This is a genomic window from Nocardioidaceae bacterium (assembly GCA_018672315.1).
GTDB lineage: Bacteria > Actinomycetota > Actinomycetes > Propionibacteriales > Nocardioidaceae > TYQ2.
On record CP076053.1, the window covers coordinates 472,346 to 498,528 of the forward strand.

The following is a 26,183-nucleotide window of genomic DNA, read 5'->3' on the forward strand; positions in this document are numbered from 1 at the left end:
CCCGCACCGCGGTGGAGACGACCGCCCGCGGGCGGCGGGCGGGAACGCGTCGGCGCGGATCGGTGCCCCTCGCCTCTGGAGTCACTCGTCGACGTCCTGTCCCTCGTCGCCCTCGCGGGCCTGCGGCGACCCCTCGTCGCCGCGCTGGTCCGTTCTACCTCCCGCCGCGTCCCCACGGCGGGACGCCGCGCCCTCGACCAGGGACTTGTCCACGACCACGATCCGCTCGGGCTGGAGGGCCTCGGGCACCGCGGCCCGCTTCGGCTCGATGCGCAGCCCGTCGACCGCGGCGGCCTCCTCGGGGTCACCGAGGACGGACCCGTCGGAGAGGTCCAGGAACGCCGGGTTGCCGGCGCTGACCATGCCGAGGCGTCGCGCCTGCCGGGCCACGCGCTGGGGGTTGCGCAGGTCCTCGATCTGCATCTGCAGGGTCTGCTGGCGCGCCTCGAGGGCCGCCGCCCGCGTCTCCATGGACGACGCGGTGAAGGACCCCTGCTGCATCGAGGTGTTGAACAGGAGCAGACCGACGATGCCGGCCAGCAGCACCGAGCCCACCAGCGCCACGAACGGCACCCGGGGTGCGCGACGCCGCGCGGGCGGGGCGAGACGAAGAGGCACGCGGGGTGCGACGTGCTCGCTGAGCGCGTCGGCGAGCTGCTGGACGCGAGTGGCCTCGCGCGGCTCGTCCTGGACGGGTCCGGGCTGTGCAGCACTCATGCGACGACCTCTCGCGGGTGGGACATCGGGTGGGACGGTGACGAGTGGCTCGGCCTGAGGAGGTCGAGCGGGTGGTGCGGCTCGACGCCGCGACGCGATCCGCGACGGCCGCCGCCGCGGGGCGTACGCGTGGCGCCGGCGCTGCGCGAGCGACCGGGGCGGTCGGGTCGGTCGGGGGCGGTGCGCTCGACGGCGCGGACGCGGACCGAGGCGGCGCGCGGGTTCGCGGCGACCTCGGCCTCGTCGGCCTTCTCCGCGCCGCGGGTGACCAGCCGCAGGCTCGGCTGCGCCTCCTCGGGCACGACCGGCAGACCGGGGGGCACGTCGAGGGTGGTGACCTCGGCGAAGGCGCGCTTGACGATGCGGTCCTCGAGCGAGTGGTAGCTCATCGCGACGACCCGGCCGCCGACCGCGAGCCGCGACAGCGCCGCGGGGACCGCTCGGCGCAGCACCGCGAGCTCGTCGTTGACCTCGATGCGCAGCGCTTGGAACGTGCGCTTGGCCGGGTGGCCGCCCGTACGCCGGGCCGGGGCCGGGATCGCGTCGTAGAGCAGCTCCACCAGCCGCGCGGAGGTGGTGAAGGGCTCGACCTCGCGCGCCGCCACGACCCGGTCGGCGATGCGTCGGGCGAACTTCTCCTCGCCGTACTCCCGCAGCACCCGCGCCAGCGCGGGGGCCTCGTAGGTGTTCAGCACGTCGGCGGCCGTCGGGCCCTCGTCGCCCATGCGCATGTCGAGCGGGGCGTCGACGGCGTACGCGAAGCCCCGCGTGCGGACGTCGAGCTGCATCGAGGAGACACCGAGGTCGAAGAGCATGCCGTCGGCGCTGCCGTGCCCCAGGTCGTCGAGCACGCCCGGGATCTCGTCGTAGACGGCCTGCACCAGGCTGACCCGGTCCCCGAAGGGCTCCAGGCGGGCACCGGCGCGGGTCAGCGCCTCGGGGTCCCGGTCGATGCCGACCAGGGACGCCTGCGGGAAACGCTGCAGCATCGACTCGGCGTGACCGCCGAGGCCGAGCGTGGCGTCGACGTACACGGCGCCGGGTCGCTCCAGCGCGGGCGCCAGCAGGTCGCCCATGCGCTGCAGCATCACCGGCACGTGGAGGTCGGCGTCGGCCACGGGTCAGCCCAGCACCTTCGAGAGCAGCAGGAGCCCGCCGGCCGCCCCGCAGGACACGGCGGCGGAGAAGGCCATCAGCACGGCGCCGTCGCGCACCTCGTGGCGTACGCGGCGCGGGGGAAGCTGGTCGGCGCGGGAGTCGGGGAGCCCGGCGATGCTGCTCATCGGGCCTCCTGTGATCGTGCGCGGATCGCGGCTGGTCTCGGCTGGTCTCGTGCGCTGCCGGGCCGTACGTCCTGGTCCCCGCCCGCCCGAGGGGGGGAAGTCGTCCATCTGGCACCGGGGAAGGTGCGCCAGAGTGACGTCGGGCGGGCGTGAGACCAGGTCGTGCGGTCCTGCGGGTCGTGCTGGGTGCTGCTGGTGGTGCTCAGGCCCCGGGGAAGAGCTCCTCGGACAGGTTCGAGAACTGCGACTCCTGCTCGGCGGTGTAGCGCGCCCAGGCGTCGGCGTCCCAGATCTCGATCCGGTTCATCGCCCCGATGACCACGCAGTCGCGCCCGAGGGAGGCGTAGTCGCGCAGCATCGGCGGGATGGTGATGCGGCCCTGCTTGTCGGGCTGCTCGTCGGACGCGCCGGCGAACAGCATGCGGACGAAGTCCCGTGATCCCTTCACGGTCATCGGTGCTTGTTGGAGCTGCCGGGTGAACTGCGCGAACTCCTCCGCGGACCACACGTAGAGGCAGCGCTCCTGCCCCCGCGTGACCACGAGTCCCTCGCCCAGTCCCTCCCGGAACTTCGCGGGGAGGATCAGGCGGCCCTTGTCGTCGAGGCGCGGCGTGAAGGTGCCGAAGAACATCGGCCCACCTCATTCCGCGTCCCGCTCCAAGGAGTCCCCTCGTCCTCCACTGTCCCCCACTCTACTCCACCAGCCGCCCCTGGCAACCATGTTCGCGTATTCGTGCAGCGTGTGGCGCATCTGCGTACGTCCTGGGCGTCGCGCCGGAGGCCGCGCCACCGGGCGGATCCGGGCCCGCCAGGCCCTCGGGTGGCCGATCGTGGGGGGAAGTGGGGGACGGAGGGAGCGCGCGGGTCGCCGGGCCGTCAGCCCGCGGCGGGGCCCTCGATTCGGCCGGTCGTGCGAGGCTGAGCACTCGCACCCCACGACCCAGGAGCAAGAAGCCGTGTCCCTGAGCACCACCGACCTCGAGACCGGAGGAGTCGCACCGGGGACCCCGTCGCCCGACGAGCTCGCACACGTCGGCGGGGTGACCGGTCGCCTGCTCGGTGAGGTCGAGAAGGTCGTGCAGGGCAAGCCGGACGTGGCGCGGCTGGCCCTCGTGGTGCTGCTGGCCGAGGGTCACCTGCTGCTCGAGGACGTGCCCGGGGTCGGCAAGACGATGCTCTCGAAGGCGCTCGCCGCCGCACTCGGCTGCGACGTCGGGCGGATCCAGTTCACGCCCGACCTGCTGCCCTCCGACGTCACCGGCGTGTCGATCTTCGACGCGGAGACGCGTGAGTTCGAGTTCCGTCCCGGCCCCGTCTTCCACCACGTCGTGCTCGGCGACGAGATCAACCGCGCCTCCCCCAAGACCCAGTCCGCGCTGCTGGAGTGCATGGAGGAGCAGCAGGTCACCGTCGACGGCGAGACCTACCCCCTCGCGCCGCCGTTCCTGGTCGTGGCGACACAGAACCCGGTGGAGATGGAGGGCACCTTCGCGCTGCCCGAGGCCCAGCGGGACCGGTTCCTCGCGCGCCTCTCGCTCGGGTACCCCGACGCCGCCGCCGAGGCGCGGATGCTGGACGTGCACGCCTCCTCCGACCCGCTCGCCGACGTCGTGGCCGTCTCCCACCCCGCGGAGGTGCGCGACCTGTGCGAGGTCGTACGCCGTGTGCACGTCTCAGCCGCCGTCCGGCAGCACGCCGTCGAGCTGGTGGCGGCGACGCGGCGTACGCCCGACCTGGTGCTGGGCGCCTCACCGCGCGCCACGCTGCACCTGGTGCGTGCCGCCAAGGTCGTCGCGGCGCTCGAGGGCCGCGACTTCGTCGTGCCCGACGACCTGCTGGCGCTCGTCGTCCCGGTGCTCGCGCATCGGCTCTCGGTCTCCCCCCGGGTGCTCGCGTCGGGGCGTGACGTCCGCGAGGTGCTCGCCGAGGTCGTCGCGTCGGTCCCCGTGCCCGGCCCGCGCTGACCGTGTCGCAGCCATCCGGGCCCTCGGAGCGCCGACCCCGAGGACTGTGGTCGACCCGCGGCGTCGTGCTGCTCGCCGGCGGCGCCTCGGCGGCCCTGGCGGCCGCGGTGCTCGGTGAGCCCGACCTGCTGCGGATGGGCATCTTCGTCGCCGCGCTGCCGTTGGCGTCCCTGGCGTGGACCCTGCTGCGAGCCGAGCGCCGCCTCGGCGACCTCGTCGTCCACCGCCACGTCGACCCGCCGCAGGTCGCCACGGGCACGCCGGTCACCGTCCGCCTCACGCTGACGCGACACGGCGCCCGCGGCGGCACGGTGCTGGCCGAGGACCTCCTCCCGCCGGGGGTCTCCCGCCGGACGGGCCCGCCGCGCATGCTGCTCGGCGGCTCCCGGGCCACCGCCGAGGTGACGTACACCCTGGTGCCGCTGCGACGCGGCACCATCTCGCTCGGCCCGGTCCGGGCCCGCGCACTGAGCCCCCTGGGACTGTGCGACCGACGCGTCGCCGTGCCGGGCACGACCGACGTCGTCGTCACGCCCCGGGTCGTGCCGTTGCCGGTGGCCCGCGGCCTGCGTCAGCCCCGCTCCGTCGGAGGCCACCGGCCGCGGCGTCCGGGCAGCGCGCCCACCGAGGACGCGTCGGTGCGTCCCTACCGCCGCGGCGACGACCTGCGGCTCGTGCACTGGCGGAGCTCGGCCCGACGCGGGGAGCTGCAGGTGCGTGAGGGCGTCGACCTGCGCGTGCCGCGCAGCATCGTCGTGCTCGACGTGTCGCGGACGCCCGGCCCGGGCTTCGAGGCCGCGGTCGACCTGGCGGCCTCCGTCGGTACGCACCTGCTCTCCCTCGACCACGACCTCGACCTCGCGCTGCACGACGGCCGCGAGGTGCTCGCCACGATGCGATGCGCCACGCCCGCGGACCTGCTCGCCCGCCTGTCCTCGATCGAGGCCGGCGACGCCTCCACCGCACTCTCCGCCTCCCCCGGGGCCGCGCTGCGACTGGGGGGCGGCGACGTCGTGGTGCTCTGCACCCGCAGCGGCGCGGACCTCCGGGGTCTCGCCTCGTCGCTGCCGGTCGTGGCGAGCCGGTGCAGTGCGCTCGCACTGGTCGCCGAGGACGTGGACCGGGTCTCGTCCCTCGCGACGGGAGCAGGTGCCGGCGCCCGAGGTGCCCGCACCGCCGACACCTCGCCGCTGGACGACCAGGGCTGGGTCGTGCGTACGCTCCGCGGCGCCGAGGACCTGCGCCCGACCTGGCTCGAGGACACCGACCGGGCAGCCGCTGTCGCGGGGGCGGCCCGGTGACCGGCGAGCGCCGACTCGATCGGTCGTGGTGGCGCGACACCGTGCTGACGTGCCTGGCCGCCCTCGTCGTGCTGGCCGCGTTCTCGAGCTGGCAGCCGCTGCTGGACGCGTACGAGTCCCGGCTCCTGGTGCCCCAGCTGCTGCTGGCTGCCGTGGTGATCGTGCCCGCGGTCCTGCTGCGGGCCCTCAGGGTGCCGCTCGCCCTGGTGCTGCTGGCCCAGCTGGTCGCGGTGACGGTCACCCTGTCCGCCCGGTGGGCGCCCGGCACCGCGGTGCTCGGGCTGGTGCCGACGCCCGAGACGCTGAGCACGGCGTACGCGCTGCTGGACCGGGCGGCCGGCGAGTCCCAGCTGTACGCCTCGCCGGTGTCGGTGGACGCCATGAGCTTCCCCGCGCTCCCGCTCGCGCTGGGCGTCGTCGCCCTGCTGCTGGCAGACCTCCTCGCCGTCGGTCTCCGGCGGCCCGCACTCGTCGCCCTCCCCGGTCTGGTCGTGCTCACGGTGCCGGTCGCCGTCCTCGACGGGCCGCTGCCGCTGGCTCCCACCGTCCTCACGGCGCTCGCGTACGCGGCCCTCCTCGCCGCCCAGCACGTCGGCGAGGTCGCCGACTGGGCCTCGGGGCCGGCCGTGCGCCGCGGCGTGGCCGCCGGCGGCGGCACCGCGGTGCTCGTCTCGGCCGTCGCGATCGCGGTGGCCGTCGTCGCGACGCCCGTCGTGCCGGCCCGCGAGGAAGGGTTCTCGGCGCCGCGCTCGAGCGGCGGGCCCCGGGTCGACCTCGGGAACCCGATCGTCGACCTGCGTCGCGACCTGCTCGAGAGCTCCTCGGAGGAGGTGCTGACGATCACCGTCGACAGCACCGACCCGCGCGACCAGCCGAGCTACGTCCGCACCACCGTGCTCGACGTGTACGACGGCGACACCTGGATGCCGGGCGAGCGCGAGCTGCCGACCGAGAACCGGGTGGATGGGCCCTTCCCCGAGCCCCAGGGCCTGTACGACTCGGTGCCCACGGACCCGCAGGACTGGGAGCTGAGAGCCGGCGACCTCTACTCGCCGTGGCTGCCGCTCCCGTTCCCCGCGCTCCGCGCCACCGCCGGCGACCCGGGCTTCGTCTACGACGAGTCGACGCTCGACGCCGTGACACCTCGGGAGGGCGGCACGGTCGCCGGCACCAGCTGGTCCGCGACGGCCCTGCGTCCCGGGTGGTCCGCGGCCCGGATGCGCGAGGCCGGCCTGCCGTCGGTGCCCCTGACCGAGCGGTGGACCGCGCTGCCGGACGATGTCGCCCCCTTCGTCGCCGAGAAGGCGCAGGAGGTGGTGGGAGACCTCCCCGCCGACGCCTCGGACTACGACAAGGCAGCGGTCCTGCAGCGATGGTTCCGCGAGGACGGTGGTTTCGAGTACGACCTCAGCGCCGCGCAGGGTGCCGGCGAGGACGGGCTGGTCGACTTCCTCGACGCCAGTCGGCCCGGCTCCCGCATCGGGTACTGCGAGCAGTTCTCCGCCGCCATGGCGGTCATGGCGCGCACCCTGGGGATCCCCGCCCGGGTCTCCGTGGGCTTCCTCCGCGGCACCCAGAGCGCGACGTACGACGGCCGCGGCCGGGTGTGGAGCTTCAGCGGACAGGACCTGCACGCGTGGCCCGAGCTCTACTTCCCGGGGTCGGGCTGGGTGCGCTTCGAGCCGACCCCGGCCGAGCAGACCGCTGCGGCCCCGCCGTGGACGCGCGGCATCGGACGGGCCGCACCGGACCCCGCGCCGTCCGCCACCGCCGAGCCGACCCCCTCGGCCGCCCCCTCGCCGACGCCGGCGGAGCCCTCGCCGACTCGTGCACTGCCCGAGCAGGACCCTGCCGCGCAGCCGGAGCCGGCCCTGCTGACCCGGCTCGGGGACTGGGCCCAGCGCAACACCGCCGCTCTCGTGGTCGCGGGACTCGTGGTGCTGCTCCTGCTCGCGTCCGCGACGCCGGCGCTGCTGCGTCGCAGACGGCGTACGGCGCGACGTGCCGCGGCCGCCGCGGGTGACGTCGAGGCGGCGTGGGCCGAGCTGGTGGACCACGCCGTCGACCTGGGCGTCACCGTGCAGCCCACGGCCACGGTGCGCCACAACGCCGCACAGCTGCGACGCGGGCTCGGGCTGCCGCCGTACGCCGGTGGCGGGGGCGGCACAGGCGGCACAGGCGGCACAGGCGGCACGGCGGTGATCACCGAGGCTGCGTCACCGGCGACCGTCGCGGGTGCCGTCGACCACCTCGCGCGTCAGGTCGAGCGGGCGCGCTACGCGCCCGGCGCGCGCACCGCCGACGGTGCGGGCCTGCTGGCTGCGCTCGACACCGCCGCGCAGGAGCTCACCGACCGGGCGACTCCTGGCCAGCAGCGTCGGGCGCAGTGGTGGCCGGCGTCGTTGAGGAGCTGACCCGCACGTCCGGCTGGGCCGGGGTGCGCGAGCGTGCGGTCAGAAGTCGCCGTTGTCGCGACGACGCTGCCAGCGCTGCTCCATGCGCTCGAAGAAGCTGCCCCCCGACGAACCCGCACCACGGGAACGAGGACGCTTCGGCGCCTTGCCACCGGACTTGCCGGACTTGCCGGACCGGGCGCTCTTGCCGCCCTGGATGAGGTTCAACCCGAATGCCTCCTCGGCGCCCGGGGAGCCCTGCTCGTCGTCCTGGGCCGGGGTCTCGTACTGGCTGCGCCACGCCGTGAGCCCGACGTACGTCGCGCCCACCATGATCGCGAAGCCCACGACGCCCACGGCGATGCCGACCGGGTTGGTGCCCGAGTCGGGCGAGGTCGACATGACCGCGCCGAGCAGCAGGATGCCCATGCCGACGACGAGGACCGCTCCCGAGGCGTACGCACGACGGCGCGCCGCCCGTTGCACCGAGGTGCCACGGATGGTGGAGACGAACTTGGGGTCCTCAGCGGCGAGCGCGCGCTCCATCTGGTCGAGCAGTCGCAGCTCTTCCTCCGACAGTGGCAACGGCTCCTCCTCCCACTCGTGTCGCCCGTCCCGGGCGTGGTGCTGCCGATTCTAGGCGGGCCCCGGGTAGCGCGGTAGCGCCGATCACAATTCTTCCCCGACCTTCAGTCTCCACGCGCAACCGGTGCCTCACGCCACGGGACGCGACAGCCCGTGCCGGCGGGGGTCGCCCGCCAGGAGACTCGCCGGGGTGAGTGCGGTGCGACCGAACCGTCGCACCACCCGGTCCGCCGCCTGGTCGGCCTCGGCCCAGCCCTGCTCCCGCTCCCCCAGCAGCAGCTGTCGGTCGGCGCCCTCCCGCGGACGCAGCCTCTCGACCCGCACCCCCACCAGTCGCACCCGGGCCCGCTGCAGACCCAGCGCGCGGAAGAGCCTGCTCGCCTCGTGGTGGATCTCGCGGGTGACGTCGGTGGGCTCGGCCAGAGTGCGTGACCGCGTGATGGTGGTGAAGTCGGCGAATCGGACCGTGAGGGTGACGGTGCGCCCCACCACCCCGGCCGTACGCATCCTCGACCCGACCCTGCCCGAGAGCCGCAGCAGCTCCCGCAGCACCACCTCGGCGTCGTCGGTGTCGCGGCCGAAGGTCTCGTTGGCTCCCATGCTGCGGTCGGGGGCGTGGTCGACACGGCGCGGCTCGACCCGGCGGTCGCACCGCCCCCAGGCCAGCCGGTGGAGCTGGCCGCCCTGGGCCGGCCCCAGGGCACGGCGCAGCGTCTCCACCGGCGTGTGGGCCACGGCGCCGACCGTGGTCAGCCCGAGCCGACGCAGCGCCTGGCCCGTCTTCTCCCCCACCCCCCACAGCTGCTCGACCTCCAGGGGGTGGAGGAACGCGGTGACCCGCTCCGGCGGCACGACGACCACCCCGTCGGGCTTGGCGAGGTTGCTGGCCATCTTCGCCACCGTCATCGACGAGGCCACCCCGACCGAGCAGGTGATGCCGTGCTCGTCGTGCACGCGGGCACGGATCTCCTCGGCGATCTCACGCGGGCCGCGCGACCTCAGGCACCCGGTGACGTCGAGGGCCGCCTCGTCCAGCGACATCGCCTGCACCGCCGGGGTGTAGCGCTCGAACAGCTGCATCACCGACGCCGAGACCGCCTCCACCGCAGCGAAGTCCGGCGGCAGCACCACCAGCCCCGGGCAGAGCCGCCGCGCCCGGGTCATCGGCATCGCCGAGGAGATCCCGCGCTCCCGGGCCAGGTAGTTCGCCGAGAGCACCACCCCGCGCTGTCCTCCGCCCACGACGACGGGCGTGTCCACCAGGTCGGGGCGGTCCCGCAGGGCCACCGAGGCGTAGAAGGCGTCCATGTCGACGTGCAGCAGCACCCGGCGTGCGGTGTCCACAGCACCTGGCCGGGTCGGACCGGTCACCGGACCGCTCCCGCGGGCCCGGCGTGCTCAGACGGGTCGGGCGAGCAGGTGCAGCTGGGTCGCGACAGCGTGGAACTCCGGGCGGTGCGCCACGGCCCGTTCCAGCGCCAGCAGCGACTCGGTCGCTCCGGCCTCGGCGTCCAGCAGGGCCCCTGGGACCAGGTCGGCGAAGACCCGGACGCCGTGCACCTCATGCACGGCGAAACCGTGGTCGGTGAGCAGCGTGGTGATCTCCTCCGCGGTGAACCGGCGCTGCGGCGTACGCCCGCCCTCGGCGAGCTCTCGCACCGGACCCACCTCGTCGAGCAGGGACAGCGCCTGCTGCAGGTGACCCGCCATCGCCCGCGCCAGCACGGCGGCGTGGCGCTGCGCGACGAGGAGGCTGAGCAGCCCGTCGTCGCCGGCGGTGGCGCGCAGGGTGTCCAGGGCGGCAGCAGGGTCGCGGACGATCTCGAGGACGCCGTGGCACAGCACCACCTCGGCGGGACCGGCGTCGCCCGCGGCGACCAGGTCGGGGGTGTCGACGAGGTCGCCCTGCCGACCGGTGACCCGGTCGTCGACGCCGGCCTCACGGGCCCGACGACCCAACGCGGCCAGGGCGTCCGGGCTGGGGTCGACGACGGTGACCCGGTGCCCCTGCTCGGCGAGCCGCACCGCCAGCTGTCCGGTGCCGCCGCCGACGTCGACGACGTGGCACGGCCCGGCTCCGCGAGCGGCCACCGCGGCGAGCAGGGAGTCCCACAGCACCGCGGTGCGTGCGGCGTAGCGGCGCCCTGACGGGGTGAGTCCTGCGTGCCCCGGGCGCTCTGGGTGCTCTGGGCCGTCAGCCATGGGCGCCACCCTAGGTCACCCCCGGACCCCCGTACGGCGCCCCGGGGGCGCGTCGCCCGGTCCCTCATGCGCCCGCGCTCCCGCCCGAGGAGTGCCACAGCTTGCGGGGGGCTGACCTGGTGGACTCACCGGCCGGCTTGATGTCGGCGTACGGGGAGACCTTGAAACCGTTGGAGTGCACCAGCACCCGACGCCGACCCATCCCGCCGGCGGCGGGCCGCTGCTCGGGTGAGCCGCCGGCGCCGGGCGGGAGACCGTTGCGGTCGTGGCGACCCATCGCCGACGGCGAGGCCATCACCGGGCGGGGACTGCGGCTGCTGGCGGCCCCTGCGACCGCCTCGGGGTCGATCTCTCCGGGGCCTGCCGCGAAGCCGAGGGGCCGCTCGGCCATCACCGCGAGCACGGCGTCCATGCCCTCGGACTCCCAGAGCCGGTGCAGGGCGGGCAGCTCCCAGCAGCCGGTGGCGCGCAGGCTCACCCCCCGCTTGCCGGTGCGCCGGAGCTCACCGCGCACCACCATCAGCCAGGAGTGGAAGACCGTGGCGGCGTACGGTCCCTGCGCGTCCTCGAAGAAGGTCGCGTCCACCGGACCGGTGCCGTCGTCGAGGGTCAGGAAGATGACGCGGCGACCCGACCGGATCGGCGGGGTCTGGGTGGCGACCTTGACCCCGGCGACCAGCAGCTCCGCCTTGCTGCGGCGCTGCAGCAGCTGCTGGGAGCCGGTCGTGCCGAGCGCGGCCAGGAAGTCGGCGTAGGAGGTCAGCAGGTGCTCGCTGGCGTCCAGTCCGAGGATCTCGAGCTCGGCGCCGACCCGGTCCGCCGCGTCCATCTCGGGCAGGCCGTGACCCAGACCGACCGACCCCGCCTGCCCGGCGCCCTCGACGGAGGACGCGTCGGCGTCGGGGTCCCGGTCCACCGGGTCGTCGCCCAGCCCGAGCGCGAGCTGCACCGAGTCCACGGGCACCACCGGCCGGGTCGCACGGGACTGTGCGGCGGCGCGCTCCCTGATCCCGGCCTCGGTGCTGCACCGCTCGGCGGCCTCGCCCGCCCGCTGCGCTGCGACGGAGGCAGGCGTCGGCGCGCTGCGGGCACGCATCCCGGCCAGCCCGCGCGCCCTGCCCCGGGAGGCACGGGCGTCGACACGGGACCGACGGTCCAGCTCGGCGACCTGCAGCAGCAGGTCACGTCGGGTCACCGCGGCGCGACGGCCGACACCGGCCGCGGAGCCGATCGCGTACACGCCGTCGAACCCGCCGGCGAGCACGATCCGCTCGACCACCGGCCGGGAGACCTGCGTCCGCTGCCAGAAGTCGGTGAGCGAGTCGTAGGGCCGGGCCGCGACGATGCGGGCGACCTCGGCCTCGGAGATGCCCTTGACCTCCGACATCGCGATCCGGATGCCCCAGGCGCGGCCGTCGGGCAGTCCTTCCCCGGGATGGGTCGCCGGGTCGAGCTCGGCGACCTCCGCACCGGTGCGCAGCCGCTCGACGCGGTAGTGCTGCTCACTGGCGTCGACGTCGAGACCGAGCACGGTGACGCCGAGCTGGCGGGCGTCGTCGAGGATCAGCCGCTTGGGGTACATGCCCGGGTCGTGGGTCAGCACCCCGGCGAGGAAGTGCGCCGGCCAGTGCGCCTTGAGCCACGCCGACTGGTAGGTCGGCAGCGCGAACGCGGCGGCGTGAGCCTTGCAGAACCCGAAGGAGGCGAAGGACCGCAGCACCGACCAGACGCGCTCCACCACGGGCAGGGGGTAGCCGCGCTCCAGCGCCAGGGGGATGAACCAACGCTCGGCCTCGGCCATGCCCTCGGCGTCGCCCAGGGAGCGGCGCACCTCGTCGGCCTCGGCGTTGGTGATGCCGGTCAGGGTCGCGATCATCTCGATGACCTGCTCGTGGAAGACCACGACGCCCTGGGTGCCCTCGAGGATCGGACGGAGGTCCTCGTGCAGGTAGGACGGCAGCCGCCACCCCTGCTTGGCCTCGAGGTAGGGCGTGATCATGTCCGACTTCACCGGGCCGGGACGGAACAGCGAGATGTCGGCGACGATGTCGGCGAAGGAGTCGATGCCGGACTTGCCGACCAGCTCGCGCTGGCCCGGCGACTCGATCTGGAAGCAGCCCAGGGTGCGGGCCGCGGAGATCATCGAGAACGTCGCGGGGTCGTCGAAGGGCACCTGGGACTCGTCGTCGAGGTCGATGCGCTCGCCCTCGACGCGGGAGACCTCCTCGACGGCGTGCGCCATCGCCGACTGCATGCGGATGCCGAGCACGTCGAGCTTGAGCAGGCCGAGGTCCTCCACGTCGTCCTTGTCGAACTGGCTCATCGGGAACCCCGCGTAGCTCGCCTCGACCGGGGTGCGGGACAACAGGGTGGCGTCGGAGAGCAGCACCCCGCAGGGGTGCACCGCGACGTGGCGGGGCAGCCCGTCGAGCCGCTCGACGAGGTCGAAGAAGAGGTCGAGGCGACGCTCGGCCAGACCGGAGGCACGCAGCTCGGGCAGCTCCCCCAGCGCGGTGCGGGCGTCGCGGGCACGGACGTGCGGGAACGCCTTGGCGATCGCGTCGACCTCGCCGGGCGGCATGCCCAGCGCGGCGCCGACGTCGCGGACGGCGTGACGGACGCGGTAGGTGTCCATCATCGACACGCACACGCACCGCTCCCCGCCGTAGCGGGCGAGGATCTTCTCGTACACCTCGGTGCGCCGGGCGGACTCCACGTCGACGTCGATGTCGGGCAGCGCCTGGCGCAGCGGGGAGAGGAAGCGCTCCATCAACAGCCCGTGGCGCAGCGGGTCCACACCGGAGATGCCGAGCAGGTAGGTGACCAGGCTCCCGGCACCCGACCCGCGCGCGGCGCACCGCACCCCCATGTCGCGGATCAGGTCGGTGACGTCGCCGACGGTGAGGAAGTAGGAGGCGTACCCCAGCGTGCGGATCGTCTCCAGCTCGTCGTCGAGCCGCTTCCAGATGCGCTGCCGGGGCACCGAGCCGTACCGGTCGCCGACCGCGGCCTCGCACCGCAGCCGCAGCGCGACGTCGGCGGGAGCGCCCCAGGCCGGCGGCGGAGCGCCCGGGCCGGTGTACGGCGGACCGGCCGCGAGCTCGAACTCGGGGAAGTGCACCTCACCCAGCCCGAGGTCGGCGCGCGGGTCCAGCGCGCAGCGGTCGGCGACCAGCCGGGTGCGGGCGAGCAGCCGCTGCGCGGTCGTCCGCGGCTCCAGCCCGCTCGCGATCGCGACGTCCTCGGCGACGTCGGCCATCTCCTTGCCCGACTTCACGAACCCCTCGGCGTTGCCGCGGTCGACGTGCCGGGAGTCGAGGGCCACCAGCCGCCGGGCGGCGTCGAGCACGTCGACGGTGGGGGCGTCGCGGCGGTCGGCGTGCCGCACCACGTTGGTCAGCACCGAGGGCACCTCCAGGCGGTGGGCCAGCGACAGGGTGCGGGCGGCGTGGGTGGTCGACCCCGGCCCGTCGCCGCGCAGCCGGTGGGAGACGACCTCGACCAGCACCGACTCCCGCGGCAGCGCCTCCAGCCACGGCGAGAGAGCCGCCTCGGCGTGGTCGGCGCGGCGCCGGGTCACGGCCTCCCCGACCTCGGAGGCGGGACCGACCATCACCAGCAGGTCGCCGTCGGCCGCGTGCTCGGCGATCGTCGCCAGCGTCGCGACGGGGGTGCCGCGCTCCCCGGTCAGGTGGGTCGCGGAGACCAGCCGGCACAGCGCACCCCACCCGGCACGGCCGGCGGCCAGCACCGTGACGCGGGGCAGCCGGTCGTCGCGGTAGGCGCCGCCGCGCACCGGGGCCGGGGCGGTCTGCACGCCGCCGGGGCGTACGCGACGCCCCTCGGCGTCCCAGGGCATCGTGCGGGCCACGGCGAGGTCGACGCCCAGCACCGGCCGGACCCCGGCGGCCAGGCACGCCTTGGCGAACTTCACCGCCCCGTAGGTGCCGTCGCGGTCGGTGAGCGCGAGGGTGTCCATGCCGTGCTCGACCGCCCGCTCGACCAGCGTGGCGGGCGAGGAGGCGCCGTGCTGCAGGGAGTAGCCCGAGGCGACGTGGAGGTGGACGAAGGCGTCGCTCACGGGGCGCCCCGACCGCGTCCGGCCTGCCGTGCCACGACCCGCTCCACCGCGGCGAGGAACCGCTCGGCGTCACGGAGCCGGTCGTCGGCCACCCGCACCGGCGACGCCTCCCCGGCCGCGGCCGCGCCGAGGTCGACGGGCACGGCCAGGTAGTCGGCCCACTCACCCAGCTCGGGCGCCCGACGCGCGAGCACCTCCCAGACGCTGCGCTGCCGGCGACGGGTGCCGACGGCGACGGGGCGGGCACGCGAGGCGAGCACCGCCCCGGCCGCACGCACCGCGGCGACCTGGCACAGCGCCAGCCGCGCGCTGGTGCCGGGCTCGAGCCGGGCGCGCTCGAGCACGTCGTGGGCGTCGCGGAGGAGCCCGGACGGCGCCGAGGTCTGGCTCGAGGTCTGGATCGGGGTCGTCATCGCGCTCAGTCCCAGCAGCCGGCCAGGCGCCAGCGCCCGGTGCCGTGGTCGAGGACGAGATCGAAGACACCGAGGCCCGGGTCCTGCCCGTCGCAGCCGGCCAGCGTCGCCAGGGCGGCCGCGCGACCGCGGACGGCCTCGACCCGCCACACCTCCTGCTCGCAGAGCAGGTCGCGGGCCAGCACCTGCCCCTCGGCACGGCCGGTGTCGTGGCCGAGCACCTGCTGGGCCTCGGCCCCCTGCCACCAGGCGCCCGTCTCCACCCAGTGCGCGACCACCTGACGCACCTGCCACAGCCGCCCGCGCAGGAGGAACTGGGCGGGCGCCGCCTCGCCACCGACCCCCGGGACCCTGTCCAGCTGCCCGGTGCCACCGGTCTCGCCCAGTCCGCTCTTCCGCACCTCGACCGGTTCGTCGTACCGTCTCACTGTCGGCCCCTCCTCGTGTCGGTGTCAGAGGTCCTCCCCGGAGGACCGTGTTCGAACACCTGTTCGAACACGGGAGAACGTAACCCCGCCCACCGACAACCGCCAGGGGTTCCGGCGATTCGCCTCCGCGACACGCCGCGCCCTCTCCCGGACACCCGCGTACGCCCCCCCGGAACGCCCGCGTACGCGCCCCCCCCGGAACGCCCGCATGTGCGGCCGTCCTCGTGCTTGCGCGGGCTTGCAGCACCGCAGGAGCACTTGAACGCCCGCATACGCGGGCGTTCAGGGACGCCTGGGGCGGCCGGGACTGGGCCGGGACTGGCTGGGTCGGCGCCTCAGGCCCGGCCGATCTCCTGGGCCACGAGGGCGGCACCGAGACCGACGAACGGCGTCGCCGACCCCGGACCGGCATGGGCGCCGGCGGCGAGCAGACCGGGCACCGGGGTCCGCGTGACCAGCCGGTGCCGCAGCGTCGCGCGGCCCTGCCACTGCACCCCGTACGCCGATCCGCGCAGGTCCCGCACCTGGTCCACCGGACTCCGCACGACGGTGGTGACGATCTGTTCGCGTACCCCGAGGTCGAGCTCGTCGAGGCGTCGCAGCACGTCCTCGAGCGTCCCGGCGCCGCGGGCCTGCACGGTCCAGGCCCGCCGGTCGCCGCCCTCGTCCTCCCCGGCGGCGTGCCCGCGGGTGAGGACCAGCAGCGGGTCGCCGTGCAGCACGGTCTGGGGCGGTACGTCCGGCACGTCGCCCTCGAGGCCGAGGTGCACCACGAACGGCGGGACCACCGGGGAGGTGCGTCTGACCAGGGGCGCCGTGGCGGGCATCGACCGGGGGTCCACGCACAGCACCACGTGGTCGCCCGCGACCACCTCGTCGTCGGTGCGTACGCCGACCGCCCGCCCGCCCACCACCTCGACGTCGCGGACGACCTCCCCGAGCCGCACCTGCACACCGCGCTGCTCCAGCCGTGCCGCGAGCACGCCCGCCAGGGCTCCGAAGCCCCCGGCCGACCAGGGCACCGTCCACACGCCCAGCTGCTGCTCGAGGTAGTCGCGCAGCCCGCACCAGGCCGGCACGTCGCGGGCGGACTGGCCGTCCATCGCGAAGGACCACAGCGCCAACGCGCGCAACCGGTCGTCGCGGAACGCGCCGCGGGTCGCGCGGTCGAGCACGACCCGGGAGGTCAGGAGCCGGCGCGTGGCCGGGTCGACGTGGTCGGGGTCCCAGACGTGCTCGAACCAGGCGTCACGCAGCCGCTCCCAGGTCTCGGCGTACGACGCGGTCCACGCCAGCCACGCGTCGGCCGACCGCTCCCCGAGCGTCCCCGCGAGCGCCTGGTGCTGGACCGACCGGTTGCCGGTGGGCAGCTCGAACCAGGTGCCGTCGACGGCTCGGTGCCGTCGTGGCGGATCGAGCGGCACCAGCTCGAGCTCACGGTCCAACGGCCGCCCGGACTTGCGGAACAGGTCGCGCAGCACCGCGGGCAGCAGTGTCGTCCGCGGTCCGGCCTCCCACCGGAACCCGGGCCGTACGACGGTGCCGATCGCCCCGCCGAGCCGTGGCGACTGCTCGAGCAGCACTACCTCGTGACCCAGCTTCGCCAGCCGCGCGGCGGAGGCGCACCCTGCCAGCCCGCCCCCGATGACGACGACGCGAGACATGCGGGCAACCTAACGGGCAGCCCGCCACCTCACGTGGCAGGTCTCAGGACTCGGCGCGCGGCAGGTCCAGCTCCTCCAGCGCCCCGTCACGCTCGAGCGCCTGCACGAGGCCCCCGACGAACGGGATGACATCACGCTGTGGCTGCTCGGTGGCGTTCACGCCCTCGACGTCGGCCATCATCACGGACTCGTCGTGCTGGGTCGCCATGCTGGGTCGCTCCTCCGGTCGGGCCCGAGTCGTCCTCGGGGGGTCCTCCCGACCATTCCACCCACGAGCGCGTACGAAAAGCCCCGGCGCGGGGACGGCACCCGCTCAGACCAGCGTGCCGAGTCCGGACCAGATCTCGCGTGTCGCCGTCGAGCGGTTGAGCGTGATGAAGTGCAGGCCGGGCACGTCGCCGGCGAGCAGCTCCTCGCACAGCTCGGTGGCGATGGCGATGCCTTCCGCGCGCAGCGCCTTCGGGTCGTCCTCGTGGGGCGCGAGCCGCGCCCGCACCTCGGCGGGGATCTCGGCGCCCGAGAGCTCGGCCATGCGCTCGACCGAGCGGAGGCTGAGCACCGGCATGATGCCCGGGATGATCGGGATGTCGACGCCCTGGTCGCGGACGCGGTCGACCAGCTCGACGTAGTCGCGGGCTCGGAAGAAGAACTGCGTGATCGCCAGGTCGGCGCCGGCCCGGGCCTTGGCGGCCAGCACCTCGGCGTCGCGCGCGAGGGACTCCGAGCGTGGGTGCTTCTCGGGGAACGCGGCCACGGTCACGTGGAAGTCGCCGACCTCCTTGGCCAGCTCGACCAGCTCCGTGGCGTACTGCAGGCCCTCGGGGTGAGCCACCCACTCCGCACCGGGGCCTTCCGGCGGGTCGCCGCGCAGGGCGAGCACGTGGCGTACGCCGGCGTCGGCGTACTGCCCCAGGATCGTGCGCAGCTCCTCGACGGAGTGGCCGACGCAGGTCAGGTGCGCCATCGGCGTCAGCGAGGTCTCGCGCGCGATGCGGGCCGTCACGCCCACGGTGCGGTCACGGGTCGTGCCACCGGCGCCGTAGGTGACGGAGACGAAGGTGGGCTGCAGCGGCTCGAGCTCACGGATCGCCGTCCACAGCTGCTCCTCGCCCGCCTCGTCCTTCGGGGGGAAGAACTCGAAGGAGAACGAGCGCCGTGCGGGCCGCGTGGGATCCGAGGCATCCAGGACCGTCATGGGCTCCACGATAGGCGCGCGGTCCGCGGACTGGACCTCCCGACCGCCGGATGAGACGAACCCGACCCGGCCGTAGGCTCGCCCGGTGACCTCGAGCTGGGACGCCGCCGCCTTCCGCGACCGCGTCGCTGCGACGCTGACGGAGGCCCTCGACGAGTTCGCCGGGCGCCTGGCCCCGCTGGGCCCTGACGTGGCCCTGCTCGTGGACGAGGCGCGGGCCCTGCTCGCGGGCGGCAAGCGGCTGCGGGCGGCGTTCTGCTGGTGGGGGTACGTCTCCGTCGGCGGCAGCATCGGCGGCAGCGTCCACGGCGGGGTCGACCCGGCCGACGAGCCGGGCCTGCTGCGGGCCTGCGCGGCGCTCGAGGTGCTGCACGCGAGCGCCCTGGTGCACGACGACTACATGGACGCCTCGGCCACGCGGCGCGGTCGCCCCGCCACGCACGTCGCCTTCGCCGACCGCCACCGCGAGGCGGCCTGGCGCGGCAGCCCCGAGACGTACGGCGCGTCCGCTGCGATCCTGCTGGGCGACCTGCTGCTGACCTGGGCCGACGAGCTGCTGCGGCGCTGCGGCCTGCCCGCCGACCGCGGGGCCGCCGCCCTGGACCTCTTCGACCTCACCCGCAGCGAGGTCGTCGCCGGCCAGTTCCTCGACGTCTCGGCCCAGGCACAAGGCGGCGACCACCCCGACCCGCTCGGCGCCGCGATGCGGGTGGTGCGCTTCAAGTCCGCGAAGTACTCCGTCGAGCGGCCCCTGCACGTCGGTGCCGCGCTCGCCGGCGCCACACCGGACCAGCTCGAGGCCCTCAGCGCGTACGGCCTCCCCACCGGCGAGGCGTTCCAGCTGCGCGACGACCTGCTCGGTGTGCTCGGCGACCCGGCCGTGACCGGGAAGCCCGCCGGGGACGACCTCGTCGAGGGCAAGCGCACGGTGCTGGTGGCGTACGCGATCGCGCAGGCCCGACCCGAGGACGCCGCGGCGCTGGACGCGGGGCTGGGCACCGCCCTCTCCCCCGAGCAGGTCGAGCGGCTGCGTCGGGTGGTGCTGGACTCCGGCGCCGCCGACCGCGTCGAGGCGATGATCGGCGACCTCACCCGCCAGGCGCGCGCAGCGCTCGGATCGCCGCGCATCGGCGATGCAGCGCGCGGGGTGCTCGAGGAGCTGCTCGTCGCGACGACCCAGCGCACCAGCTGACCGGGACCGGCCATCACCAGAGCGGCCCCGGACCGACCTCAGAACGCCATCATCACCTGCGCCCGCCGCTTGACCTCGCGACCCCGGTTCTCCCGCAGTGCATCGATCGGGCGACCGGGCAGGGTGTCGTCGTCGGTGAAGAGCCAGGTCAGGATCTCGCGGTCGTCGAACCCGTTGTCGTGCATCATCGTGATCAGGCCCGGCACGCCCTTGACGATCTCGTCGCCGTCGATGAGGAGCGCCGGCACCTGCTGCCCGGCGCCGGCCTCCGGCACCGCCGCTGCGAGGTGGTGGTCCTTGACGAGCTGGCGTACGCGGGTGGCGGGGATGCCGAGCTCGTCGGCGACGTCGCCCCAGGTCCACCACTGCCCGACCAGCGCACCGAGGTCCTCCGAGGCACGTCCCCGGGCGGAGGGGTCGACGGCGTCCGAGGCCCCGAGGGCACTCGGCACACCCTCGGCCGGGTTCTCGCCGTCGTGCAGGTGCGCCTGAGGGTCTGCCTGAAGGTCTGCCTGGGGGTCTGCTGCGTCGCTCACGGCGCCACTCTGCCAGGCGTCTCCCGACCTGCGCATCGCCGTTCCTGCGCGCCACGCCGGGCCCGGGAGGGCCGCCTGCTGCGTACGCCGACCTAAGATCGCGCTGTCGGGGTCTGTCCACCTCGTCCCGTTCCCGGGGCGTGAGGGACACGGTCGCCGGCGCCGAGGACGGTGAGGAGACGACGTGGAGCGGACCCTGGACGACCCCGTCACCGGGCGTGTCCTCGACGGCCGCTACGAGGTCGGCATGCGCATCGCCCGCGGCGGCATGGCCACGGTCTACGAGGGCCTGGACCTGCGCCTGGACCGTCCCGTCGCGATCAAGGTGATGCACGCCGGCCTCGCCGACGACGCCGACTACGTACGCCGCTTCAACCGCGAGGCCCGTTCGGCCGCCCGGCTGGTGCACCCGAACGTCGTCGCGGTCTTCGACCAGGGCGAGGACGACGGCACCCTCTTCCTCGTCATGGAGTACGTGCCGGGTCGCACCCTGCGCGACCTCATCCGCAGCCAGGGGGCGCAGAGTCCGAAGCAGGCCCTGGCCCTGGCGGAGCCCGTGCTCTCGGCGCTGGCCGCGGCCCACCGCGCCGGCGTCGTGCACCGCGACGTGAAACCCGAGAACGTGCTGATCTCCGACGACGGCCAGCTCAAGGTCGCCGACTTCGGACTCTCTCGCACCGTCTCGGGCGAGACCCAGCACACCGCCACGGGCGCGGTGCTCATCGGCACCGTCTCCTACCTGGCCCCCGAGCTGCTGACCGACGGCAAGGGCGACGCCCGTGCCGACGTGTACGCCGCGGGCGTCCTCCTCCACGAGCTGCTGACCGGCGTCAAGCCGCACCAGGGCGACTCCCCGATCCAGGTGGCGTGGCGCCACGTGCACGAGGACGTCCCCGCCCCCTCCCGGCTCGTCCCCGACCTGCCGGACTACGTCGACGCCCTGGTCGCCCGGGCCACCGCGCGCGACCCCGACGCCCGGGCGGCGGACGCGTCCGTGCTGCTGCACCAGCTGCGTCGCGTACGCAACGCGCTCGCCCACGGCCTGGCCGAGGACAGCGAGCTGACCGCCGACCTCTCCCCGGTGCGCGACGTCGTGCCGGTCGAGGACGGCTTCGGCGACGCGCTCGAGGGACCCGACGCCACCGACGAGCTCGAGGAGGCCGACCGACCGACGCGCTTCCCCCGTGAGGGGTACGTCGTCGCGGTGTCCGAGGGCGTTCCGGCCGACGCCGCGGCCGACGGTGAGCTCACCACGACGCTGTCGACGAGCGACGTACGCCGGGTCGCGGAGCACACCTCTCCCACGACCCCTCAGGCGTCGTCGGCCGTGACCTCGGCCGCGCGGCGCTCCCGGCGTCGCCGGGCGCTGCTGCCCGTCGCGCTCGTGCTCGCGATGGTCGTCGGTGGGCTCGCCTGGTGGTTCGGCCTCGGCCGCTACACCACCACCCCGGCCCTGGTGACGCTGACGCCCGCTGCGGCGGAGGACCGCGTGGAGGAGGCCGGGCTGTCCTTCACGGTCTCGGGCCGGGACTGGTCCGAGACCGTGCCCGCGGGTCAGGTGCTGCGCCAGACACCGGGCGCCGGCGACCGCGCCCTGTCCGACGAGAGGGTGTCGGTGGTCATCTCCCGGGGCCCCGAGCGCTACCTCGTGCCCGAGCTCTCCGGTCTCGAGCAGGCCGACGCGACCGCGCTGCTGGAGGAGACGAACCTGCAGGTCGGCGGGGTCACCGAGCGGTTCTCCGGCCGTGTCGCCGAGGGCGTCGTCATCAGCTCCGACCCCGTCGTCCTGACCTCGCTGCGCCCCGGGTCGGCGGTCGACCTCGTGGTCTCGCGCGGGCAGCGGCCCATCGACGTCCCCGATGTCACCGGCCTGCCGCAGCAGCGCGCGGAGCGGCGCATCGACAACGCGAACCTCACCGCCACGACCACCCGCCAGAACGACGACGACGTGCCGCGGGGCCAGGTCATCAGCCAGACCCCTGCCGACGGCACGCTCTTCCGCGGCGACGAGGTCGCTCTGGTGGTCTCCGACGGGCCCGAGCTGGTCGCCGTCCCCGACGTGACCGGCGCCGGGGTCGCCGACGCGCGGGCCGAGATGGAGGCCGCCGGCTTCCGCGTGGCGACCCGCAACAGCGCGGTCTACGTGGGCCTGCAGTACGTGCTCTCCACCGACCCCGGCGAGGGCTCGATGGCGCCTCGGGGGTCGCTGATCACCCTCGTCCTCGTCTGAGGGAGCCGGCTGTCAGGGTGGACCGGTGAGGAACCCGATCGGCAGTCATGTCCCCGTCGGTGCGGGCCTGGTCAAGGGCACGTTGCGCACCGCCGCCGACCTCGGCTGCGAGGCGGTGCAGGTCTTCCTGGGCAACCCTCGCGGCTGGAAGGCCTCCGCCGGGGACCCGGCGGTCGACGCGGCGTACGCGCAGGCGTCCCGGGAGGCGGGCGTCCGCACCTTCGTGCACGCGCCGTACCTGGTGAACCTCGGGTCACCGACGACCGCGACGTACGAGAAGTCCGTCGGTGCGGTCGCCCACAACCTCGGGCGCACCGCGGCGATCGGGGCGGAGGGACTGGTCGTGCACACCGGCTCCAGCGTCGCCGAGGGCGGCTTCGAGTCCGGGCTGCGGCAGGTGCGCGAGGGCCTCCTGCCGCTCCTCGACACGCTCGCCGGGCAGGCCGACCGCGAGGGGGCGTACGCCTCGGCAGGGACCCCCGGGGTCCCCCGCCTGCTGCTGGAGCCGACCGCCGGCCAGGGCCGCTCGCTGTGCGCCGGCGTCGAGGACCTCGGGGCGTACCTCGAGGCGCTCGACTTCCACCCCGCGCTCGGCATCTGCCTCGACACCTGCCACGTGTACGCCGCGGGCGCACCGCTCGACGAGGTCGGCGGCACCACCGCGACCCTGGACCGCCTGTGGGAGGTCACCGCACGCGACGGAGTCCGGGTGCCGCTCGTCCTGGTGCACGCCAACGACTCCAAGGACCCCCGCGGCTCGATGCGCGACCGCCACGAGCGGATCGGCGAGGGCACCATCGGTGTCGGAGCCTTCACCGAGCTGTTGGCGCACCGGAGCACCGACGGGGTGCCGCTGGTGCTGGAGACGCCCGACAGCAACAAGGAGGCCGCCCAGGTGCGGCTGCTGCAGCAGCTGCGCGCGGCCTGAGCGACGCCCTCGACGCGGCCTGGCGACCGGCCGGCGGCGCCCTGGTGTCAGCGCCCGCCGATGACGGACGCGAACGCGCCGCGGGGCGCCCTCACGCGGTTCACGACGTCGCCGGCGTCCGAGCCGATCGTGTCGATGACGACGGGGCCGGCAGCGCTCTGGCAGAGCAGTCGCTGCGTCGTGCGCCAGTCCTGGCAGAACGGCACGGCAGCCGCGTCCGGCACCCGCACGCCGCGGGCGTTGCGGCGCTCGCCGGTGGCGGCGTCGAGCCGGACGATCCGCAGGAACGTGTCGCCGCCGCGGGAACGGGTGCGGATGACGGTCACCCGGTCGCGGATCACGGCCAGCTCGGCGACCTCGTCCGAGCCGACCCGCTTGGTCCACAGCTCGGCGCCGTCTGCGGCGTACCGCTCGAGAACGATGGCGACCGACTGGAAGCTGCTCGCGACCACCGACCCGTCGTCGAAGACGTGCGCGTTCGTGTAGCCACCCTCGAAGGACGAGAGGCCGCGCCGCAGCACGGTGCGCTCGTCCGTGTTCACGTCGTAGGTGACCAGGTCCGAGCGGTAGGCCCCGGCGTCGCCCCGGTCCGTGGGCACCCGCTCCTCCTCCAACACGGCGATGGTGCTGCGTCCGACCTGGCCGAGGCCGAGCAGCTTCTGGTTGTCGACGCCGCGACCGGGCTCGAGCCGGAAAGTGCTCTCCAGGTCGCGCGTGAGCACGCGACCGTCGTCGGTCTCCCACACGACGCGCTGGCCGGCGGCGTACGCGACCCTCGCACCGTTCCGCTGGACCACGGTGCGTCCCTCGCCGGGCTCACGCACGGTGATGTGGCGGTCGCCGGCGACGACGAGGCCGCGGTCACCGACGAACGCCGCGGGGTTCCCGGCGGCTGCGGCGGGCGACGTACCCAGGGCGGTCAGTCCGGCGGTCGCGCCGGCCAGGGCCACGGTCACGGCCGCGGTGCGGGTGCTGGTGGTGCTGGTGGTGCGGGTGCGGGTGGCGCTCATGGTCGCTCCTCAGGTGGGCATCGGGTGTCTGTCTGACGTCTTCGACTCTCCCGGCGACCCGGGCCCGGCTCCAGGCGTCCTCGGGCTCGTTCTGCAGCACCGAGGTGTGAGCACCCACACCCGGGTGAGCGCTCAGCCGCTCGTCGCGACCGCGGTCACCACCGCGTCCGGTGGGCCGCGAAGCTGCTCGAGGGCTCCGATGTCGTCACCGCGCACCGTGACCGCTCGGGGGCCTCGTCCGGTGGTGCACGCGAGCCGGTCGGCGTCGTACCAGTCGGGGCACTCCAGCCGAGCGCTCACCCTCGCATCCAGGGTGATCCGCGAGGAGTTCTTCGGGCTGCCGTCGGGGGCGTAGGTCTGCACCCGCAGACGGTCGAGGGCCCGGGTCGGCCCCCTCTGCGGCATCACCACTGCGAGCCGGTCGCCGATCGCGGCGAAGGTGGACGCCTGGTCCTCGGCGACGCGTACGCTCCACAGCTCGCCGCGGCCGGGGTCGAGCCGGTGCAGCGTGGTGACGACGGATGACTGCCGCTCGGCCGCGACGTCCCCGTCGTCGAGCAGGTGCGCGGAGAGCCACCCCGCCTCGAAGGCGGACCGGCCCTCGTCCAGGACGGCGCGCCCGCCGTCGCGCAGGTCGATGACCACGAGGCGGTCGGTGAGGTCGGTACGGGTCTCGCCCGGCACGTCCTCGGCGACCAGCGCCACGGGACGGCCGTCGAGGCCGCCGGCGCCGAGCAGGCGCGCCACCGAGGCGTCGTCGGGCAGCGCCACCCGGCGGTCCTCGCGCGGCGACCACACGCGCACCTCCCCACCGTCGCTCGACGGTGACGAGGCGGTCTCGTACGCGACCAGGTCGTCGACGCCGTGCGCGACGCGTGCTGCGACGTCCGTCACCGTCGTGTCGGAGCCGTCGACGCGGCGCACGACTCCGTCGCGCGACGCGACGACGTACGCGCGTGGGCCGAAGGTCGGCTCACCGAAGGTCTCCTCGGGTGCAGAGGAGGACGTCGGCGTCCTCGACGGGTCCGGAGGGTCCGGGGGGTCCGGGGGGTCCGGGGGCGCCGGGTCAGGAGTCGACGGGCGGGCGGCTTCGACGGGGGCGCTGCCCTCGCTGCCGGTCCGGGGCGGGTCGGTCGCCCGGTTCCCGTCGCCCCCGCCACCGACGAGCAGCGCTGTCGCACCGATCGTCAGCGCCACCAGCACGGCGAGCAGGACCGTCAGCGCACGGTTCGTGGTGGACAAGCGGCCGTACGACATGCTGCCTCCTCGACGTGGCTGACCCCTCCAGCATCCGTGTCTCCCGCTCGCGCCACGAGGTGCCGCGGGTGTCGTCGTCGGCACCGGGGTGAGCGCGTACGACACCGAGGTGTCGCCCGGACCGGGTCCCCGGGCTCAGCCGGTCGAGACCAGCCCCCTGCGCAGCGCCTCGCGGGCGAGGCGGTCCCGCTTCTGGTGTGGTGGCAGCTCCGTGAGGTCGAAGCGTGCGTACAGCTGTCGCAGGTGCGCCTTGACCGCGTCGACGGAGAGGAACAGCGCGCCCGCGATGTCCTCGTTGCTGGCCGGTGGCACCCCGCGTGCGATGTCGAACGGGGCACACAGGGCCCGCAGTACGTCGTGCTGCGCGGGTGTCACCGCCACCTGACCCTGGGCCGCCACCGCGTCGACCTCGGTCTCACCGGACCCCGCCTCGGGCCGGCGGAACTGCAGCACCGTCCCCCCGACCCGCAGGGCGTCCCGGTCACGCAGGCGACGACGGGTGGTGACCTTCTCGCCGTTGACGAAGGTGCCGTTGCGGGAGAGGCCGTCGTCGTGCACGGTCCACTCCGACCCGACCGGCACGAGCTGGCAGTGCACGCGCGAGACCAACGAGTCCCAGGTGACCGGGAGGTCGCCGTGCCGTCCGACGGTGAGCGGCTCCTGGCGATCGGCGAGACCGAGGAGCTGCAGCTCCCCGTCACCGTCGCGCCACACCACGAACGGGTCTCCCTCCGCCGTCGCGGCCAGCAGGGCGGCGCCCTCGCGCGGGCTCAGCGGGGCGGGGGGTACGTCGGACGGCACGGT

23 protein-coding genes are annotated in these 26,183 nt (G+C 74.9%); 6 read left to right on the top strand and 17 right to left on the bottom strand.

Going from position 1 to position 26,183, the window contains the following annotated elements; translation table 11 throughout:
* Nucleotides 1-81: 81 nt before the first annotated feature.
* The 4 genes from KLP28_02250 to mraZ form a co-directional block, all read right to left on the bottom strand.
* Nucleotides 82-717 carry a hypothetical protein gene (locus KLP28_02250; protein ID QWC85619.1) on the bottom strand — a complete coding sequence of 212 codons (636 nt, stop codon included), beginning with the start codon at nucleotides 715-717 and terminating at the stop codon, nucleotides 82-84.
* On the bottom strand, nucleotides 714-1,805 hold the full coding sequence (gene rsmH / locus KLP28_02255) for a 16S rRNA (cytosine(1402)-N(4))-methyltransferase RsmH (protein ID QWC86742.1): 1,092 nt from the start codon (nucleotides 1,803-1,805) through the stop codon (nucleotides 714-716). Before rsmH ends, KLP28_02250 begins: the two co-directional genes overlap by 4 nt.
* Before the next feature lie 33 nt (nucleotides 1,806-1,838).
* A complete protein-coding gene (locus KLP28_02260; GenBank protein QWC85620.1) occupies nucleotides 1,839-2,000 on the bottom strand; it encodes a hypothetical protein in 162 nt (53 codons plus the stop codon).
* A gap of 202 nt (nucleotides 2,001-2,202) precedes the next feature.
* Nucleotides 2,203-2,631, bottom strand: a complete 429-nt coding sequence (gene mraZ, locus KLP28_02265; protein ID QWC85621.1) for a division/cell wall cluster transcriptional repressor MraZ — start codon at nucleotides 2,629-2,631, stop codon at nucleotides 2,203-2,205.
* 88 nt (nucleotides 2,632-2,719) lie between these two features.
* On the opposite strand from mraZ, the gene KLP28_02270 reads away from it, so the two are divergent.
* From KLP28_02270 to KLP28_02280, 3 genes are read left to right on the top strand one after another with little or no spacing between them, the layout of a single operon-like run.
* Entirely contained in the window at nucleotides 2,720-3,964 is a 1,245-nt protein-coding gene (locus KLP28_02270) for a MoxR family ATPase (GenBank protein QWC85622.1), read from the top strand.
* A 2-nt stretch (nucleotides 3,965-3,966) separates the two neighbouring features.
* Nucleotides 3,967-5,265 (top strand): DUF58 domain-containing protein, encoded by a 1,299-nt coding sequence (locus tag KLP28_02275; GenBank protein QWC85623.1) that lies wholly within the window; start codon nucleotides 3,967-3,969, stop codon nucleotides 5,263-5,265.
* Nucleotides 5,262-7,679: a hypothetical protein gene (locus KLP28_02280; protein ID QWC85624.1), complete on the top strand. Its 2,418-nt coding sequence runs from the start codon at nucleotides 5,262-5,264 to the stop codon at nucleotides 7,677-7,679. Before KLP28_02275 ends, KLP28_02280 begins: the two co-directional genes overlap by 4 nt.
* Before the next feature lie 39 nt (nucleotides 7,680-7,718).
* On the opposite strand, the gene KLP28_02285 is transcribed toward KLP28_02280, so the two are convergent.
* The 9 genes from KLP28_02285 to metF form a co-directional block, all read right to left on the bottom strand.
* Entirely contained in the window at nucleotides 7,719-8,243 is a 525-nt protein-coding gene (locus KLP28_02285; protein QWC85625.1) for a DUF3040 domain-containing protein, read from the bottom strand.
* Between the two features lie 129 nt (nucleotides 8,244-8,372).
* Nucleotides 8,373-9,551, bottom strand: coding sequence for a DNA polymerase IV (gene dinB, locus KLP28_02290; protein ID QWC86743.1), 1,179 nt, complete (start codon nucleotides 9,549-9,551; stop codon nucleotides 8,373-8,375).
* 90 nt (nucleotides 9,552-9,641) lie between these two features.
* Nucleotides 9,642-10,445, bottom strand: coding sequence for a methyltransferase domain-containing protein (locus KLP28_02295; protein QWC85626.1), 804 nt, complete (start codon nucleotides 10,443-10,445; stop codon nucleotides 9,642-9,644).
* Nucleotides 10,446-10,509: 64 nt separating this feature from the next.
* The gene (locus KLP28_02300) at nucleotides 10,510-14,526 is read right to left on the bottom strand and encodes a DNA polymerase III subunit alpha (protein QWC85627.1); all 4,017 of its coding nucleotides are present in this window, start codon (nucleotides 14,524-14,526) and stop codon (nucleotides 10,510-10,512) included.
* Nucleotides 14,523-14,939: a chromosome segregation protein SMC gene (locus KLP28_02305; protein ID QWC85628.1), complete on the bottom strand. Its 417-nt coding sequence runs from the start codon at nucleotides 14,937-14,939 to the stop codon at nucleotides 14,523-14,525. Before KLP28_02305 ends, KLP28_02300 begins: the two co-directional genes overlap by 4 nt.
* Before the next feature lie 5 nt (nucleotides 14,940-14,944).
* The gene (locus tag KLP28_02310) at nucleotides 14,945-15,367 is read right to left on the bottom strand and encodes a hypothetical protein (GenBank protein ID QWC85629.1); all 423 of its coding nucleotides are present in this window, start codon (nucleotides 15,365-15,367) and stop codon (nucleotides 14,945-14,947) included.
* A 335-nt stretch (nucleotides 15,368-15,702) separates the two neighbouring features.
* The gene (locus KLP28_02315) at nucleotides 15,703-17,031 is read right to left on the bottom strand and encodes an NAD(P)/FAD-dependent oxidoreductase (protein ID QWC85630.1); all 1,329 of its coding nucleotides are present in this window, start codon (nucleotides 17,029-17,031) and stop codon (nucleotides 15,703-15,705) included.
* 43 nt (nucleotides 17,032-17,074) lie between these two features.
* On the bottom strand, nucleotides 17,075-17,239 hold the full coding sequence (locus tag KLP28_02320) for a hypothetical protein (protein QWC85631.1): 165 nt from the start codon (nucleotides 17,237-17,239) through the stop codon (nucleotides 17,075-17,077).
* A gap of 105 nt (nucleotides 17,240-17,344) precedes the next feature.
* The gene (gene metF, locus KLP28_02325; GenBank protein ID QWC85632.1) at nucleotides 17,345-18,226 is read right to left on the bottom strand and encodes a methylenetetrahydrofolate reductase [NAD(P)H]; all 882 of its coding nucleotides are present in this window, start codon (nucleotides 18,224-18,226) and stop codon (nucleotides 17,345-17,347) included.
* A gap of 85 nt (nucleotides 18,227-18,311) precedes the next feature.
* Here metF and KLP28_02330 point away from each other — a divergent pair, with 85 nt between their 5' ends.
* Nucleotides 18,312-19,418, top strand: coding sequence for a polyprenyl synthetase family protein (locus tag KLP28_02330; protein QWC85633.1), 1,107 nt, complete (start codon nucleotides 18,312-18,314; stop codon nucleotides 19,416-19,418).
* A 38-nt stretch (nucleotides 19,419-19,456) separates the two neighbouring features.
* Here KLP28_02330 and KLP28_02335 read toward each other — a convergent pair whose 3' ends face one another.
* Complete coding sequence (locus KLP28_02335) at nucleotides 19,457-19,990, bottom strand: hypothetical protein (protein QWC85634.1); 534 nt, start codon at nucleotides 19,988-19,990, stop codon at nucleotides 19,457-19,459.
* A gap of 211 nt (nucleotides 19,991-20,201) precedes the next feature.
* Between KLP28_02335 and pknB the strand changes: the two genes are divergently transcribed.
* Both pknB and KLP28_02345 read left to right on the top strand, forming a co-directional pair.
* On the top strand, nucleotides 20,202-22,184 hold the full coding sequence (gene pknB / locus KLP28_02340) for a Stk1 family PASTA domain-containing Ser/Thr kinase (GenBank protein ID QWC86744.1): 1,983 nt from the start codon (nucleotides 20,202-20,204) through the stop codon (nucleotides 22,182-22,184).
* A 25-nt stretch (nucleotides 22,185-22,209) separates the two neighbouring features.
* The gene (locus KLP28_02345) at nucleotides 22,210-23,112 is read left to right on the top strand and encodes a deoxyribonuclease IV (protein ID QWC85635.1); all 903 of its coding nucleotides are present in this window, start codon (nucleotides 22,210-22,212) and stop codon (nucleotides 23,110-23,112) included.
* Between the two features lie 47 nt (nucleotides 23,113-23,159).
* Here KLP28_02345 and KLP28_02350 read toward each other — a convergent pair whose 3' ends face one another.
* From KLP28_02350 to KLP28_02360, 3 genes are all read right to left on the bottom strand, one after another.
* On the bottom strand, nucleotides 23,160-24,122 hold the full coding sequence (locus KLP28_02350; protein ID QWC85636.1) for a hypothetical protein: 963 nt from the start codon (nucleotides 24,120-24,122) through the stop codon (nucleotides 23,160-23,162).
* 132 nt (nucleotides 24,123-24,254) lie between these two features.
* A complete protein-coding gene (locus KLP28_02355) occupies nucleotides 24,255-25,379 on the bottom strand; it encodes a hypothetical protein (GenBank protein ID QWC85637.1) in 1,125 nt (374 codons plus the stop codon).
* A gap of 135 nt (nucleotides 25,380-25,514) precedes the next feature.
* Nucleotides 25,515-26,180: an FHA domain-containing protein gene (locus KLP28_02360; protein QWC85638.1), complete on the bottom strand. Its 666-nt coding sequence runs from the start codon at nucleotides 26,178-26,180 to the stop codon at nucleotides 25,515-25,517.
* Nucleotides 26,181-26,183 lie beyond the last annotated feature (3 nt).

What these genes read in the sequence shown, in the direction of transcription:
- KLP28_02250 (QWC85619.1), bottom strand. Translation starts at nt 717, where the DNA reads ATGAGTGCTGCACAGCCCGGACCCGTCCAGGACGAGCCGCGCGAGGCC.
- rsmH (QWC86742.1), bottom strand. Translation starts at nt 1,805, where the DNA reads ATGCTGCAGCGCATGGGCGACCTGCTGGCGCCCGCGCTGGAGCGACCC.
- KLP28_02260 (QWC85620.1), bottom strand. Translation starts at nt 2,000, where the DNA reads ATGAGCAGCATCGCCGGGCTCCCCGACTCCCGCGCCGACCAGCTTCCC.
- mraZ (QWC85621.1), bottom strand. Translation starts at nt 2,631, where the DNA reads ATGTTCTTCGGCACCTTCACGCCGCGCCTCGACGACAAGGGCCGCCTG.
- KLP28_02270 (QWC85622.1), top strand. Translation starts at nt 2,720, where the DNA reads ATGTTCGCGTATTCGTGCAGCGTGTGGCGCATCTGCGTACGTCCTGGG.
- dinB (QWC86743.1), bottom strand. Translation starts at nt 9,551, where the DNA reads ATGGACGCCTTCTACGCCTCGGTGGCCCTGCGGGACCGCCCCGACCTG.
- KLP28_02295 (QWC85626.1), bottom strand. Translation starts at nt 10,445, where the DNA reads ATGGCTGACGGCCCAGAGCACCCAGAGCGCCCGGGGCACGCAGGACTC.
- KLP28_02305 (QWC85628.1), bottom strand. Translation starts at nt 14,939, where the DNA reads ATGACGACCCCGATCCAGACCTCGAGCCAGACCTCGGCGCCGTCCGGG.
- KLP28_02315 (QWC85630.1), bottom strand. Translation starts at nt 17,031, where the DNA reads ATGTCTCGCGTCGTCGTCATCGGGGGCGGGCTGGCAGGGTGCGCCTCC.
- KLP28_02320 (QWC85631.1), bottom strand. Translation starts at nt 17,239, where the DNA reads ATGGCGACCCAGCACGACGAGTCCGTGATGATGGCCGACGTCGAGGGC.
- metF (QWC85632.1), bottom strand. Translation starts at nt 18,226, where the DNA reads ATGACGGTCCTGGATGCCTCGGATCCCACGCGGCCCGCACGGCGCTCG.
- KLP28_02335 (QWC85634.1), bottom strand. Translation starts at nt 19,990, where the DNA reads ATGCGCAGGTCGGGAGACGCCTGGCAGAGTGGCGCCGTGAGCGACGCA.
- pknB (QWC86744.1), top strand. Translation starts at nt 20,202, where the DNA reads ATGCGCATCGCCCGCGGCGGCATGGCCACGGTCTACGAGGGCCTGGAC.
- KLP28_02350 (QWC85636.1), bottom strand. Translation starts at nt 24,122, where the DNA reads ATGAGCGCCACCCGCACCCGCACCACCAGCACCACCAGCACCCGCACC.
- KLP28_02355 (QWC85637.1), bottom strand. Translation starts at nt 25,379, where the DNA reads ATGTCGTACGGCCGCTTGTCCACCACGAACCGTGCGCTGACGGTCCTG.